This window comes from Flavobacterium gyeonganense (assembly GCF_029625295.1).
Taxonomy (GTDB): Bacteria; Bacteroidota; Bacteroidia; order Flavobacteriales; family Flavobacteriaceae; genus Flavobacterium; species Flavobacterium gyeonganense.
This window is the reverse complement of sequence record NZ_CP121112.1, coordinates 2,482,028-2,496,457: the sequence shown is the minus strand read 5'-3', so window position 1 is coordinate 2,496,457 and position 14,430 is coordinate 2,482,028. Positions and strand designations below refer to the sequence as shown.

The 14,430-nt window shown below is 33.6% G+C and carries 12 protein-coding genes; 10 read left to right on the top strand and 2 right to left on the bottom strand.

Going from position 1 to position 14,430, the window contains the following annotated elements:
- Window positions 1–39 precede the first annotated feature (39 nt).
- Both P5P89_RS10880 and P5P89_RS10875 read left to right on the top strand, forming a co-directional pair.
- Window positions 40–744: a LytR/AlgR family response regulator transcription factor gene (locus P5P89_RS10880; protein WP_278011923.1), complete on the top strand. Its 705-nt coding sequence runs from the start codon at window positions 40–42 to the stop codon at window positions 742–744.
- Window positions 745–2,823 carry a tetratricopeptide repeat-containing sensor histidine kinase gene (locus P5P89_RS10875; RefSeq protein ID WP_278011922.1) on the top strand — a complete coding sequence of 693 codons (2,079 nt, stop codon included), beginning with the start codon at window positions 745–747 and terminating at the stop codon, window positions 2,821–2,823.
- Between the two features lie 51 nt (window positions 2,824–2,874).
- On the opposite strand, the gene trxA is transcribed toward P5P89_RS10875, so the two are convergent.
- On the bottom strand, window positions 2,875–3,192 hold the full coding sequence (gene trxA / locus P5P89_RS10870; RefSeq protein ID WP_025572826.1) for a thioredoxin: 318 nt from the start codon (window positions 3,190–3,192) through the stop codon (window positions 2,875–2,877).
- Window positions 3,193–3,453: 261 nt separating this feature from the next.
- Between trxA and P5P89_RS10865 the strand changes: the two genes are divergently transcribed.
- From P5P89_RS10865 to P5P89_RS10840, 6 genes are all read left to right on the top strand, one after another.
- Entirely contained in the window at window positions 3,454–4,050 is a 597-nt protein-coding gene (locus tag P5P89_RS10865) for an AsmA family protein (protein ID WP_278011921.1), read from the top strand.
- Window positions 4,023–5,906, top strand: a complete 1,884-nt coding sequence (locus P5P89_RS10860) for an AsmA family protein (protein WP_278011920.1) — start codon at window positions 4,023–4,025, stop codon at window positions 5,904–5,906. The genes P5P89_RS10865 and P5P89_RS10860 overlap by 28 nt, the downstream gene beginning before the upstream one ends.
- Before the next feature lie 418 nt (window positions 5,907–6,324).
- Entirely contained in the window at window positions 6,325–6,798 is a 474-nt protein-coding gene (locus P5P89_RS10855; RefSeq protein ID WP_110346719.1) for a hypothetical protein, read from the top strand.
- Window positions 6,799–6,875: 77 nt separating this feature from the next.
- Window positions 6,876–7,271: a (deoxy)nucleoside triphosphate pyrophosphohydrolase gene (locus P5P89_RS10850; protein ID WP_231131639.1), complete on the top strand. Its 396-nt coding sequence runs from the start codon at window positions 6,876–6,878 to the stop codon at window positions 7,269–7,271.
- The gene (locus tag P5P89_RS10845) at window positions 7,268–10,417 is read left to right on the top strand and encodes a DEAD/DEAH box helicase (protein WP_278011919.1); all 3,150 of its coding nucleotides are present in this window, start codon (window positions 7,268–7,270) and stop codon (window positions 10,415–10,417) included. Before P5P89_RS10850 ends, P5P89_RS10845 begins: the two co-directional genes overlap by 4 nt.
- 123 nt (window positions 10,418–10,540) lie before the next feature.
- Window positions 10,541–10,855: an HPF/RaiA family ribosome-associated protein gene (locus tag P5P89_RS10840; RefSeq protein ID WP_110346717.1), complete on the top strand. Its 315-nt coding sequence runs from the start codon at window positions 10,541–10,543 to the stop codon at window positions 10,853–10,855.
- 277 nt (window positions 10,856–11,132) lie between these two features.
- Here P5P89_RS10840 and P5P89_RS10835 read toward each other — a convergent pair whose 3' ends face one another.
- The gene (locus tag P5P89_RS10835) at window positions 11,133–11,810 is read right to left on the bottom strand and encodes a hypothetical protein (protein ID WP_278011918.1); all 678 of its coding nucleotides are present in this window, start codon (window positions 11,808–11,810) and stop codon (window positions 11,133–11,135) included.
- 416 nt (window positions 11,811–12,226) lie between these two features.
- On the opposite strand from P5P89_RS10835, the gene P5P89_RS10830 reads away from it, so the two are divergent.
- Both P5P89_RS10830 and P5P89_RS10825 read left to right on the top strand, forming a co-directional pair.
- On the top strand, window positions 12,227–12,718 hold the full coding sequence (locus tag P5P89_RS10830) for a nuclear transport factor 2 family protein (protein ID WP_278011917.1): 492 nt from the start codon (window positions 12,227–12,229) through the stop codon (window positions 12,716–12,718).
- Between the two features lie 262 nt (window positions 12,719–12,980).
- Window positions 12,981–14,360 (top strand): ammonium transporter, encoded by a 1,380-nt coding sequence (locus P5P89_RS10825; RefSeq protein WP_278011916.1) that lies wholly within the window; start codon window positions 12,981–12,983, stop codon window positions 14,358–14,360.
- Window positions 14,361–14,430 lie beyond the last annotated feature (70 nt).

Genomic DNA, 14,430 nt, shown 5'->3' with positions numbered 1-14,430 from the left:
CAACATTTTAAATAGACAGACAACACCAAACAGGCTGGAATGATGAAGAAATACTCTTGTATTATCGTTGATGATGATGAAATTGACAGACTGACGGTGCTATCTTTTGCCAAAAAATTTCCGGTTCTGGATATTTTGGGTGTTTTCGAATCTGCTGAAAACGCACTTCCGTTTATACAAAAACAAAAAGTAGATATCTTATTTCTGGACATTGATATGCCGGGTTTAAACGGAATCGAATTTAGAAAAGATGCCCTCGAAATTCCAGTTTGCATTTTTATAACCGCACATCCGGAACATGCTGTAGAAAGTTTTCAGATTGAAACCCTCGATTTTATTGTAAAGCCATTAAAACTCGATCGTTTTACGCAAACAATGAAGCGCATTGAGGAATTTATGGAAATAAAACTCAAAGCTTCTCTCTTTGAGGCAAGCATCGGCGGAGATACTATTTATATCAAAGAAGGTCATGAACAGACCAAAGTAAAACTGCATGAAATTCTGTATCTCGAAGCCTTAAAAGATTACACATTAGTTGTTACCGAAGGAAAAAGGCATTGTGTTTTATCGAGTATCGGAAATCTTTTAAAAGAAAGTCATTTTCAATCTTTTATCAGAATTCACAGAAGTTTTGCTGTGCAAAAACAATTTATCCAGAAAATGAATTCGACCGAAATTATTTTAAACAATAATATCTCCATTCCGGTTGGCAGAAGTTACAAAGACAACCTTAATCTCATTTAGATGAATAAAGCCGGTTTTTTGATTTTGTTTTTTATTACTATTTCTGTTTTTGGACAACAGGAGCCGAATTTGACAAAATATAAAACAACCATTCAAAAACTGGATGCCTTACTTACCTATACCCAATCACTTTTAGATAAAGAAGAATATTCCAAACTTATCATTGCCTCACAAAAAGGAATTGCACTTTCAAAAAACCATTACAAATATTTAAGTACATTTTACCTGCGGCAGGGAATTGCTTATGAATTTAGCAATAATCAATACAAAAAAGCATTGGTTAACTATGAAAATTCATGGAAATACGCTCACAAAGTCCGTCATATAGAAAACCAAACTTCTTCTTTGATGCGGCTCAACTATATCTATTATTCTCTAAATGAAACCCAAAAAGGCAAAGAATTAATTGAAACCATCAAAAAAGTACTTGATACGACCAAAAGTAATTATGTACAAGCGGTGCTTTACGGTAGTCTCGGCGAGTATTATTTGAATACTTCTGAATATGAAAATTTTATTTTATATCAGTTAAAAGCCATAAATTACAAAAAACGACTTGATAAAAGTGAACCAAATACAGAAAACATAGGGGTCTCCTATTGCCAAATTGCAAGTGCATATGTCAAAATGAAACAATTTGACAAAGCTATTGAGTATTTAAACGAATCAAAACCTTACATTAAAACATCTCCCTACGTAAGTGCTTTTTCATGCAATTATTTATTACAGTGTTACGCTGCCAAAAAACAGCCGGACAGCATTAAAAAATATTATAACTTAATCTACACTTTCCCGACAGCAAAAGATTCACTGTTTCTTAATTTAAGTTTTGCAAATCAAAGCATGTCTAAATATCATGCCGATGAAGGACAGATCTACAAGGCTTACTATTATGCCAAAAAAGCTGTTTTATTTGGACAAAAGTCAACGGATGAAGAAATTCTTATGGAAGCCAACACCATTATGGGCAGGGTTTTATATGAGAAGGGAGATTACAAAAATGCCATCAAGACACTTAAAGAAGCATCAAAAAATGCATTAAATTACGACAAGGAATTCTTTGTTATTATCAATCAGAAACTGTCTCAAAGCTATGCTGCTCTAGGGCTTTGGAAAGATGCTTTTTATTATAAGGAAATCTACTCCAGATACAATGACGAGATGATGCAGGAGTCGGCTAAACAAAGTATTGCCAATGCCGAAGCACGATATCAGAATAAAACCAAACAGCAGAAAATTAAAAACCTTTCGGCAGAAAACACCATTAAAAACATTCAGATTAACGATGCCAGAAAACAGCGCTTCTATTTGATTTCGGGACTTGTATTGGTTTTTATAATCGGATTATTGTTGTTCAGACAAAATCAAAACCGTAAAAAAACAAATCAAAAATTACAGCTCCTGAATCAGGAACTAGATGAAGCCAACAAAATCAAAGCGAGATTCTTCGGAATTCTAAACCATGATTTAAGAAGCCCGATTTCAAATCTGATTCACTTTTTACATCTTCAAAAAGAAAATCCCGAACTCATTGACGAAGAAACTGCTTTACGAATGCAGACCAAAATTATTTCAGGAGCTGAAAATTTATTATCCTCCATGGAAGATATTTTGCTTTGGAGCAAAGGGCAGATGGAAAATTTCAAACCACATTTAAAAAATATTCCAGTCGAAGTTATATTTGAAGATACTGAAAAGCATTTTTCAGCCATAGAAAATATCGAAATTTCATTTGAAAATTCCGAAAACATTATTTTAAATACCGATGAAAATTATCTCAAAACCATTATCAGAAACCTGACAGGAAATGCTGTAAAAGCACTGGATAAAAACAAAAACGGAAAAATAATCTGGAAAGCCTGGAAGGAAAACAACAAAACGTTTCTTTCGATAACAGATAATGGCCCGGGAGAAAATCTGGAAAAATTCAAAGCTCTTTACAATGATTCAGAAGTAATAGGAATCAAATCAGGTTTAGGTCTTCATTTGATAAGGGATCTGGGAACAGCGATTAACTGCAAGATCGAAGTCAGCTCAAAGCCCGGCTTCGGAACTACTTTTACCATTTTATTTCAATAAAAAACGCCCGACTTTCGTCAGGCGTTTTTTATATAAATTATAATCTTACGATTACAACAAAGCGTCTAAGCTATCGGCGTAAGTTTGTTTAGGAGCTACTCCTACTTGTTTTCCTACTACTTCTCCTTTATGGAAAACCAAAACAGTTGGAATGTTACGCACACCATATTTTGCTGCGAATTCCTGGTTTGCATCAACATCAACTTTTCCAACAACTACTTTACCTTCGTATTCGCTGCTTAATTCGTCAATGATTGGACCAACCATTCTACAAGGACCGCACCATGCTGCCCAAAAATCTACCATTACAGGTTTATCTGATTTCAAAACTACTTCATCAAAAGTAGCATCTGTGATTGCTAATGCCATAATAATTTATTTTAAGATTATCCCTTCAACCGGTTCAGGGAAACAATTTTTTAATAAGTTTTAAACTTGAGTACAAATTTAGAAATTTTAAATCAATCAAACGTTATTCGCAAATTAGTTTTGATTATAAATGTATTGTCAATAATTATATGAACAGTAAAGCGCTTATTTACAAGTATTTATTGCTTAATCAACTGAAAACCAATTTTTTAAACCGACTCATTTTTTTAACGTATCTTTAATAAAACAAAACAGTTTCTGATGAAAAAAACGTTGCATTCTATCAAAACCTTTTTACAATCGGTTCGTTTTAAAAAGTTCGTCAAACGTCTTGGCTTCTTTATTTTAGGATGTATTGCACTTATTGTAATCGCTTCCGCAGCGCTGTCTGTTTATTTCAACCAGAATAAAGCTGAAATAATAGCCAAAATCAACAATAAAATTAATGAGAACATCAACGGAAAATTTCATGTTGGTGATTTTCAGTATAAATTTTTAACCGGTTTTCCCAATTTTACGCTGGCGTTAAAAGAGGTTGAACTAAAGGACAATCACTGGAATACTCACAAACATACTTTACTGAAAGCCAAAGAAATAGAAGTCCGTTTAAACGTCTGGAGTTTGATGCAAAGCGAAATCAATATTCATAAAATCCTGATCAACGAAGCGCAGATTTACGTATACAAAGCCGAAAATGGCTATTCAAACGCCAACATTTTTAAACCAAAAAGAAAAAAACGCCCGAAAACCAATCGAAAACCGAAACCACAATCGATCAGATTGACCTCAACGATGTTCATTTTGTATTGGACAATCGCGTTGGACATAAATTGTTTGATTTTGATATTGCCAGTTTAAAATCGAAAGTAAAATATGATGACGAAAATTGGCAGACCAATGTATTCCTGAAAACCAATATCAAAAGTCTCGCTTTTAATACCGTTCACGGAAGTTTCGCCAAAGAAAAAATACTCGAAGGCACTTTTGCCGTTTCCTATGCTGCCGAAAAAGAGAAAATAGACGTCAAAACCGAGAATCTAAAAATCGGAAAAGATGCTTTTGATATTGTTGCTTTTTTCAATTTAGCCAAAGGCAATGCGCTTTTCGGAATCAATATCGGCACTACTATTTTATGGGAAGATGCTTCGAATTTACTTTCGGAAAATATCAGTTCTAAACTCAATCGCTTCAATCTAAAGGAAGAAATTGATGTGAATTGCGACATCAAAGGCGATTTTAATGCCGAAGGTGATCCAAAAATTGTCGTTCAGGCCGAAGTCAAAAACAACGAACTGAGCATTCCCGACGGCTTAATTACCGATTGCGGTTTCAAAGGCATTTTTACAAATAATTTCAAACCAAAAGCAGGTTTCAACGACGCAAATTCTGCTATCATTTTAACGCGCTTATCCGGAAAATACAAAAACATTCCGCTTACAATTCCGCAATTATCGATTAATAATCTGGACAAACCACTTGCAACCGGAATCGTAAAATCTGATTTTGACATCGAAAACCTCAACGAAGAAAACGCCGAAAAGTGGATTAATTTTACCGGAGGTCATGCCGCGGCCAACCTAAAATTTCAGTTTGATATTGTTGATTTGTACATTACCAAACCCCGTTTTATTGGCAATGTAAACGTTCAGAATGCTTCTTTTCATTTTATTCCGAAAAACGTCCATGCCGAAAAAATCAACGTACAGCTCGAGTTCACACAGGAAGCTTTGCTCATTAAAAAAATAGCCTATAAACACCAAAAAAACACCATTTTTATCGACGGAAGAATCGATAATTTCCTGAATTTATATTATGACGCTCCTGAAAAAATGGTCGTAAACTGGAATATTTATTGCCCGAGTATCGACATCAGGCAATTTCTGGGCGTTTTGGCCTCTTCACAAAAAAAGAAAATTACTGCCAAAAAACCTTCCATGTCAAATCAGCTGCGGACTGCGATTGAAAAATGCATTGTCGATATCAGCATCAAAGCCGACAAAATAACGTACAATAAACTCACCGCAACCAACACCAAAGCACAAATTCAGATGATAGATTCACGGCTTGTCATCAAAAATGGTTCCCTGCAGACTTCCGGCGGAAGCATCAATTTCAGTTCGACCGTTTCGCCCAATGGCAAAAACTATAATTTCACTTCAACCGCGCAGGTCAATCAGGTTGATATTGCGAGTTTTTTAAAATCGTTCAATAACTTCGGAGTCACTTCATTTTCGCCCGGCAACATCCGCGGAAAACTCTCCAGCAACGTCAATATAACCGGTTTAATCAACAGCAATGGTGAACTGATCACCAATTCTTCACACGGAAAACTCACTTTCAATGTCACTCAGGGCGCTTTACTCAACTTTGAACCCATTATGAAAATCGGCAAATTTGCCTTTCCGTTTCGCGATGTCGAAAACATCACCTTCAGCGATTTATCCGGCAACTTCAAACTTCGTGGCGAGCAAATCGACGTTAATCAACTCACCATTAGTTCCAGCGTTCTCAACATGGATGCACAGGGCGTTTATTCCTTTGGTCGAGGCACCAATTTGGCCCTCACCGTCCCGCTCCGAAACTCCAAAGACGACGCCCAGCTCGCCACCAAAGCAGAGCGCGACGCCGTTCGTCAACGCGGAATCGTCCTGCATTTACTCGCCGTAGACGATGCCGGAAAAATAAAAATTAAATGGGGGAAGAAGGATAAATAGTAAATAAATAAAACGCATTTTGTCATTCCGAGGTACGAGGAATCTTCATAAGAAACTCGACAAAGATTGGAATTTGGAATTTAAATTTTAGAAACTATTTACTTCGTCAGTTCGCTATCGCTCGTATCCTGCTCTCCACCCTATCTTTTATGATCTCGTCCTAAAAACGAGACACAAAAGGATGCCGCTTCGATCAGGGCTAGGGGTTTTGGTTTTCATAAGAACTTTTTAGAAATATTTTAAACGCCAGTCAGAAATGATTGGCGTTTTTTATGAGAAAAAAAAATAAAAATTAGAGTTGAAAATTATTATCTAATGAGGTCAATTGTAAGCGGGTCGATTTTCATTTCAATGTTACATTTGAATAATCTAGATTTAAAATATTTTTTAGAATAATATCAAAATCCATAATCAAAAAATGAAATATATAGTAAAAATAATTTTCGGTAAAGAGCAAATAATGAAGTATCATAATAATGAAGTTCTGACTGATTATGAAAAGATAATAAACTTAAAGAAATACACTTTTGAAACTCGATTGGAAAGAAATTCTTTTTACAAAGGAATCGGAGAAGCAATAAGTTGGCTAGAGTTTCTAGTAATTAATGAATTCGAAGAGGAAGACCATAAAGAAGAAAAAGAAAGTATAGATATATTCGATTATTGGTCCTTCATTTATAGATATTACCCAAAATTTCATCAATGCGATAACGTTTTGTTAAGCGTTATATTAACTCGAAAACTTAATGGTGAAGAAATTAGCGAAAGTGGTGAAGAATATATTAAACATATGGATATTAGATACGAATTATTTGCAATAAATAAAGAATTACTTTGTAAAGCTTTTGAAAATTACTTTAATATAATGTATCCTGAAAATGATAACATCTAAAACAAGAAAAATAGTTAATATGATTATATTTTACTAATATTAGGCTTCGTTAATAAATTGTTCATCACTCTAATAAAATGACTAAAATCATAAACGTCACATGCGCAATTATTTTAAAAGATAAAAAAATCTTAGTAACACAACGCAGTGAAAAAATGAAATTACCTTTAAAATGGGAGTTTCCAGGTGGGAAAGTTGAAAATAATGAAAATGAAATAGAATGTATTAAAAGAGAAATTAAAGAAGAAATAAATATTGAAATTGATGTTTTAAAAAAGCTTTCAAATAGTATTTATGATTATGGAACCTTTAAAATAAATTTAATTCCTTTTCTGGCTAATTATATATCAGGTGAGATTAATTTAGCAGAACATAATTGTTTTAAGTTGTTAGAAAAATCAGAATTATTAAACTTAGATTGGGCAGAAGCGGATTTGCCAATTGTTGAGGAATTTTTAAAAATTGGAATATGAATCAAGGACTCTATGAAGAATTAGTAACGAAACTAATCAATTACAAAATAAATGAGCTTGATAAAGAAACTTTTCAAGTAAAAAAAACTACAATAGACAAAGCAGAAGCATCTCAATTGTTATCTCAGCATATTGGCAAAACTATTAAACATGCTTTCACTTTAATAAAAGGGGAAGACGCGATTGAAACACAAATCGAAATTTCAAATAAGATCATTTTATTTCTAAAAGAAGAACTTAAAAAAGAAGAATTTGAGGATGATTTAATTGAAACAGAGGGAAAAATTTTAAAAGCTGTCTTTACAAAAGTTGATTCCCATTTCACGGATTTAGATTTGCATTTAAAAGAAATTACCCCTTACACAAGATTAATTCATAGTGAACTTTTTACTGGCGGGAATTCTGGAACAACTTTAGAAAGTGAATTACGAAAAGAAATATTGTCATCAGATAAAATCGATTTATTGGTTTCTTTCATTAAATGGAAAGGAATTAGGATTCTCGAACGTGAACTGAGAGAATTTACAGAAAGAGGTGGAAAACTTAGAATAATTACAACAACATATATTGGTGCAACAGATTCAAAAGCAGTTGAGTTTTTGGCTTCTTTAGAAAATACAGAGGTAAAAGTCTCTTACAATATAAGTAATGAAAGATTACATGCAAAAGCTTATTTATTCGAAAGAAACACAGGCTTTCATACTGCATATATTGGTTCGTCTAATTTTTCTCGTTCAGCATTAACAGACGGTTTAGAATGGAACTTGAAAGTAACAACTAAAGAAGTTGGTCACATTATTGATAAATTCAAGAAAACATTTGAAGCTTATTGGCAAAATTCAGATTTTGAATTGTATGACCAAAAAATTCACTCTGAAAAATTAGTAATTGCCCTAAAGCAAGGGAGGTTTTCAAAAGAAAATACTTTTACAACAGCCTATTTTGACATAAAACCTTATTCTTATCAAAATGAAATTCTTGAAAAATTAGAAGTTGAAAGAACAGTTCATAATAGAAATAGAAATCTTTTAGTTGCAGCAACTGGGACAGGAAAAACAGTAATTTCTGCATTCGATTATAAAAAATTCAAGAGTAATAACAAATCTTCGAAATTACTTTTTATTGCACATAGAAAAGAAATTTTAGAGCAGTCATTATCAAAATTTAGGGGAGTTTTAAAAGATAATGATTTTGGGCAATTATGGGTAGATGGTATTGAGCCAACGAATAACGAATATATTTTTGCCTCAATTCAAACTTTAAAAAATAGATTAAAAGAAATAAAACTTTCACCAGATTATTATGATTTTATAATTATTGATGAAGCACATCATCAGAAAGCGTTTAGTTATCGCCCCATTCTAGATTATTTTAAACCAAAAATTTTACTTGGTTTGACTGCCACACCTGAAAGAATGGATAATAAAAATATATTAGAAGATTTCTGTAATAGAATAGCAGCTGAAATTAGATTGCCTGAAGCAATGAATAAAGGTTTACTATGTCCATTTCAATATTTTGGAATTTCTGACAGTATAGATTTAAAAAATATAAGTTGGGCAAACGGAAAGTATTTAGCAAGTGAATTAACCAACGTTTATACTAAAAATGATGTACGAGTTGGTGAAATAATTAACAGTTTAAATAAATACACAAATGATATTCATGATGTTTGTGCAATTGGATTTTGCGTTTCAATCAAGCATGCAGAATATATGACCGAAAAGTTCAATCTAGCAAAATTAAACGCAAAGTATTTGACTACTAATAATAAAAACGAAAGAGAAGTTATTAGAAATGAATTTAAAAATAAAAAAATCAATTATCTATTTGTTGTTGATATTTTTAATGAAGGAATAGATATTCCTGAAATTGATACTGTTTTGTTTTTAAGACCTACTGAAAGCTTAACAATTTTTCTACAGCAACTTGGAAGAGGGTTACGTTTATTTGAGGGAAAAGAGTGTTTGACTGTATTGGATTTTGTTGGGAATTCAAGACCTGAATATGATTTTGAAAGTAAATTCAGGGCGTTGATTGGAAAAACTACAACTTCAGTTCAAAAAGAAATAGAAGATGATTTTCCACATTTGCCATTGGGCTGTTCCGTTGTATTAGAGAAAAAGGCAAAAGAAACAATTTTAGAAAACATCCAAAAAGCAACCTCATTAAATGTGACTCAATTGATAAATAAAATTAGAGGTTTTCATGAACAAACTAAATTGCCTTTAACATTAAATAATTTCATAGCACTAAACCATATTTCAATTGAAACAATCTATTCAAAAAAAGAAACTTGGTCTAGGTTATGTCAGAGAGCAGGTGTATTTAATGATTTTGATAGTACAAATGAAAAACAAATTTATTCTGCAATAAGCAATAAGTGGCTTTCTACAAACTCAACAAGTTATTTTAATTTTATTCTTAAAATAGCAAAATTAAACTTCAACATAAACATTGGGGATTTTGATGAGAACGAAAAGGCAATGCTACTAATGTTACATTATGACATTTGGCAAAATGCGGGTGGCTATGAGTCTTTAGAAGAAAGTATTAGAACCATCGGAAAGAATAAAATCTTGATTAATGAAATTATTGAAGTATTAGAAATATTAATCGATAAAGTTGATTTTAAAGAAACAGAAATTCAATTACCTTATAATCAACCTTTGAAATTACACGCTAGATATACAAGAGATCAAATTTTAGTTGCATTCAGAATGTCTACATTTGAAAAAAAATCCTCAAACGCGATAGGAGTTGGTGTAGCTGAAAATAAAGAATTAAATACAGAAATACTATTTATAGATTTAATTAAGTCCGAAGAAGATTATTCACCAACTACTTTGTACAATGACTTTGCAATAAGTGAAACATTGTTCCATTGGCAGTCACAAAATCAAACAAGAGATGATAAAGGAAAAGGGTTGACTTATATAAATCATAAAGAATTGAAGAAAAATATACTTTTATTTATTAGAGAAAAATCAAAAAATGAATTTGGAAATACAATGGGATATGTTTTTATAGGAGAAGGAAATTTTAAAGAAAATGAAGGATCAAAACCAATGAATATTAAATGGGAATTAAAAGAACCAATGCCAAACTATCTTTGGAAAGAATCTGCAAAAATGTCGATTGGTTAATTTTAAAATGACCTATTTGATTTCAAAAACTACCAAAAATATTTCATAATCTTTCCTTAACTCACTTGCCTTTTCATTTAAAAAAAAATAGCTTTGAGAAACAATCATTAAATACAAACCGTTATGAAAATTCAAATCAATACCGACAAAAACATTGAAGGACACGCAAGATTAGAAAATTATTTTTCAGGAGAACTTGAAAAAAGTTTAGCGCGTTTTGAAGATAAAATTACACGCATAGAAGTACATTTTGGAGATGAAAATGGAGAGAAATTCGGCTTAAACGATAAAAAATGCGTTCTTGAAGTCCGTATCGCCAATTTACAGCCGCTTACCGTTACAGAACACGCAGACACTCTTGAAAAAGCGTTTAGCGGTGCTTTGGCAAAAGCCAAAAAATCATTGACTACTACTTTCGAAAAAATGAAAGCACATTAATAGAATATTTAAATTCCAAGTTTTAAATTCCAAATTCCAAACTAAACAGTGGGATTTGGAATTTTTTTGAAATAATTCTAATACTTCAAACTTAGAATACTTAAGTTTTTAAATTCCAAGTTCCAAAATAAACAGTGGGATTTGGAATTTTTTTGAAATAATTCTAATACTTCAAACTTAGAATACTTAAGTTTTTAAATTCCAAGTTCCAAAATAAAGACTTGGAATTTGGAATTTAAAAATTAGATTTTTTTTTATCCGTTGAATTTCGACTAATTTAAGATTTTGGCAATGGCGCTCCCACGGCAATATCGCAGCGGTGGCCCGGCTGACCATGTACCGGATTCGTTCCTTCGGCTGTGGTTACGGGTTTTGCGGTTTCGGTACTTAATAAAGCAGGAACGGTATTGTTTGCTGGCGGTGTTACCGTAAATGCTTTTTCGACTGTTCCGCTTTGAGTCGCAGCTGTTGTTGTGGTCGCTGGTTTTGTAACCGGAGAATTTAAAGGCGCCCCTACCGGAATATCGCATCTATGGCCCGGCTGACCATGCGACGGATTCATGCCTTTGCCTACTTTTACCGGAGCAGCAGTTACCGTTTTTGTGGTAACCATATTGGGCTGACCAGCATTTACCTGAACGGTTTGTGGTGCCTGAGCGGTCACTTGCCCTTGTTGTGTTGGTGCCGAATTCAATGGTGCTCCAACGGCAATATCGCAACGATGTCCCGGCTGTCCGTGAGCAGGATTAAGTCCTTTTGTTTCTCCCAAAACTGTATTTGGGTTTGTGGCCGGAGCCTGTGCCACCGGAACGGCTGTTTTAGAAGTGTCTTTTGCAAGTCCTAATCGGATCAGCTCAGATGTTGAAGTGTTTTCCTGAACTTCTAATTCCTTTTTACAGGAAATAAAAGCTAAAGAGGCAATAATGATCGAACTTATGTAGATTTTTGAATTCATGATCGAGGTGTTTAAAAAGCTCTCAAATATAATTTTTTTCTACCATATAAGTGATATAAGATAATTTAAGTTTTGAGTTACTTTGTTAATAGCCTTTGAAAGACATATAAGAAAATCAAAATGAACAAATCTCATCCCTTTGTAATTATTTAACACATAGAAACATAGTCTCGGAGCGCTGAAAAAAGGCGTTTCACTAATTTGAAAACACATAGCTATGTGTAAAGAAATGTATTTCTTTATTGATCACTTTTTTTACACATAAAACTATGTTTTTCTATGTGTTAGAATAAACTTTTATGAACTCAACAACAATTAGTAAAATTTAAATTTCACAATACTAGACACAATACTAAAATGAACTTATATCACTTATATGGTAAAAAATAATACCTTTAAACTTAAATACTTTATACATGAAAAAGACGATCCTATTACTTTTATTCGCAACTGTTTTTGCAAATGCCCAAAATGCCGAAAAAGACAAAATCAACCAGACTCTTGACGCCTGGCACAAAGCCGCGGCCGATGTGAAATTCGACGCTTATTTTAATGCCATGACCGAAGACGCGATTTACATCGGAACAGACGCTACCGAAAACTGGATTAAACCTGATTTTAAAGCCTGGGCGAAACCCTATTTCGACAAAGGAACAACCTGGAATTTTACGGCATTGGAACGCCACATCTTTTTTGACAAAAGCGGAAAAATTGCCTGGTTCGACGAATTACTCAATACACAGATGAAAATTTGCCGTGGCTCAGGAGTTTTGGTCAAAATAGGAAAAGAATGGAAGATTCAACATTATGTTTTATCCATGACGATTCCGAATGACGAAGTGGATTCAGTAGTAAAAATAAAAAGGCCCATCGAAGATATTTTGATTGCCAAACTTCAAAAAAAATAAGCAATATCTGTCATTCTGTTTGCAATCATCAGCTTTCGGGCACTTTAGAACTCAGGATATCAATTCTATTATAATATATTTGACAATAATAGCGTAAATTTAGAAGCACAAAATAAGATACTCTCAAAAAAACAAGCTGAATTTTATAAAATTTACTAAAATAAAAATCAAGCCTCTATTTTGTCACCCCTTAAAATTAAAATATTTATTTTTTTTTAACTTTGCCCCCAAAAAAAATAGGGTTAAATAAAGTATTTGAAAAATGAAAATAGAAAAACGCTGGATCATCTCCTTTATTATGATAAGTATTGTTTGTATCACGGGCGCTTTTTGGCCTACTGTTACAGAAAATGATTATGTATTAGCTGCATTTGGCACCATTGATCACATTGTACCCGCAGATGTTGCCTGGATGCTGACATCCTCTTGTCTGGTTTTAATCATGACCCCGGGATTATCTTTCTTTTACGGCGGAATGGTAGGCAAGAAAAACGTGATTTCAACGATGTTACAAAGTTTTATTTGTTTAGGAGTTGTTACGCTTTTATGGGCTGTAGTGGCTTTTAGCCTTGCGTTTGGAGAGCCTGTTGGTTTTGGTTCAGGAGATCATTTTTACAGTTTCTTTGGTGATCCGACAACTTTTGCCTTTATGGACTATGTAGGCGTCCTGCCTCATAAACAATTGGCTACTACGATTCCGTTTATGCTTTTTGCTTTATTTCAGATGAAATTTGCGATTATTTGTCCTGCTATTATTACAGGATCATTTGCAGAACGTGTACGTTTTATATCCTATTTAATTTTCATCAGTTTATTTACCATTTTTATATATGCTCCTTTATGCCACGCGGTTTGGTATCCAACGGGCATTTTGGGAAGCTATTTTGGCGTAAAAGATTTTGCCGGAGGAACCGTAGTACACATGAGTTCCGGATTTGCTGCTTTGGCCGGGGTTATCGTTTTAGGAAAAAGAAAAAACAGTCAGCATATTCCAACCAATATTCCGTTTGTATTATTAGGAACCGGAATGTTATGGTTTGGATGGTTTGGTTTCAACGCCGGATCTGCTCTTGCTGCGAACGGAACAGCTGCCATGGCTTTTGCCACCACCACAACTTCATCGGCTGCAGCCATGTTAACGTGGATTTTCTTTGACCGAATGAACGGAAGAAAAGTTTCTGCTCTTGGGGCATGCATCGGAGCTGTTGTAGGTTTAGTAGCCATTACTCCTGCTGCAGGTTTCGTATCGGTTCCTGAAAGTATGTTTTTCGGATTCATAACAGCCTTGGTTTCAAACACAGCTGTAAACTGCAGTTTTTCAAAAAGATTTGACGATACACTGGATGTTTTTGCCTGTCACGGTGTGGGCGGAATTATGGGAATGATCTTAACAGCTATTTTTGCTCATGGTGAAGATGCAAGTTTACTGCACGGAGGATGGAATGTTTTCGGACATCACATGATGGCATTAGTACTGGTTTCAATATTTACCTTCTTTGGAGCTTATTTCTTGTTCAAAGTAACCAATTTCATTATTCCGCTACGAGTTTCAGAAGAATCAGAACACATCGGACTGGATTTATCTCAGCATGATGAAACGCTGGATCCAAAATCATCACATATAACCGAACCACATTACTAACCAAAAATAAGCCGCAGCTTTCTCAGATTAAAAACCTGAAAATACTGCGGCTAAAATTTAAACTTCAATT